We start from the raw sequence: 1,415 nt of genomic DNA, 5'->3' as shown, positions 1-1,415 counted from the left end.
ATGCTGAATCCTGATAGTACAGCAAAGCTTCGGCCGCGCTGATAGTGTCCCTAATCAGACTTCCAAGAAAAACTTCTAAGGTTCGTTTATAGCAGCCCGTACCGTAAACCGACACAGGTAGTCGAGATGAGTATTCTCAGGCGCTCGAGTGATCCGTGGTAAAGGAACTAGGCAAATTGACGCTGTAACTTCGGGATAAGGCGTGCCGCAGTGATGCGGCCTCAGTAAAATGGTACAACCAACTGTTTAACAAAAACACAGGGCCCTGCAAAATCGAAAGATGACGTATAGAGCCTGATACCTGCCCGGTGCTGGAAGGTTAAGGAAGGATGTTCGGAGTAATCCAAAGCTTCTGACTGAAGCCCCAGTAAACGGCGGCCGTAACTATAACGGTCCTAAGGTAGCGAAATTCCTTGTCGGGTAAGTTCCGACCTGCACGAATGGTCTAATGAGTTGTACACTGTCTCTACCACGAGCTCGGTGAAATTGTAGTATCGGTGAAGATGCCGGTTAATCGCAACGGGACGGAAAGACCCCGTGAACCTTCACTACAACTTAACATTGATTTTGAATGCCAGATGTGTAGGATAGTTGGGAGACTATGAAGCAGCTTCGCCAGGAGTTGTGGAGTCATCGTTGAAATACCAACCTTCTGTTATTTAGAGTCTAATCCCTGCAAGGGGAGACATTGTTTGGTGGGTAGTTTGACTGGGGTGGTCGCCTCCTAAAAGGTAACGGAGGCTCGCAAAGGTACCCTCAGTACGGTTGGTAATCGTACGTAGAGCGCATTAGTATAAGGGTGCTTGACTGTGAGGCAAACAAGCCGAGCAGGTGCGAAAGCAGGCTAAAGTGATCCGGTGGTTCTGTATGGAAGGGCCATCGCTCAAAGGATAAAAGGTACTCCGGGGATAACAGGCTGATCTCACCCAAGAGCTCATATCGACGGTGAGGTTTGGCACCTCGATGTCGGTTCGTCACATCCTGGGGCTGGAGAAGGTCCCAAGGGTTCGGCTGTTCGCCGATTAAAGTGGCACGTGAACTGGGTTCAGAACGTCGCAAGACAGTTCGGTCCCTATCTGTTGTGATCGTTAGTAAATTGAGAGGACATGACCTTAGTACGAGAGGACCGGGTCGTACATACCGCTGGTGTATCTGTTGTGCCGCCAGGTGCAGTGCAGAGTAGCTATGTATGGATAGGATAAACGCTGAAAGCATCTAAGCGTGAAACCTGCTTCAAGATGAGTTTACTTTTAAGGGCCGTCGGAGACTACGACGTTGATAGGTTACAGGTGTAAGGGTGGTAACATCGCAGCCGAGTAATACTAATTGCCCGTAAGCTTTAATTTTTTAAATATTACGTTAAAGAGTCTTAGAATACAACTTTCCCGATATGTTATCTTATTAGTTTGCTGTAA

Annotated in this window: 1 rRNA gene (running past one end of the window); it reads left to right on the top strand. The window is 48.0% G+C overall.

The features are described from left to right. A 23S ribosomal RNA gene (locus AB6805_RS32400) occupies positions 1 to 1,347 on the top strand (its annotated part extends 1,453 nt beyond the left edge of the window); the annotation flags it as partial. Positions 1,348 to 1,415 lie beyond the last annotated feature (68 nt).

The organism is Chitinophaga sp. RCC_12, assembly GCF_041360695.1.
Lineage (GTDB): Bacteria > Bacteroidota > Bacteroidia > Chitinophagales > Chitinophagaceae > Chitinophaga.
The sequence above is the reverse complement of the archived record's forward strand: the minus strand, read 5'-3'. Positions and strand labels throughout refer to the sequence as shown.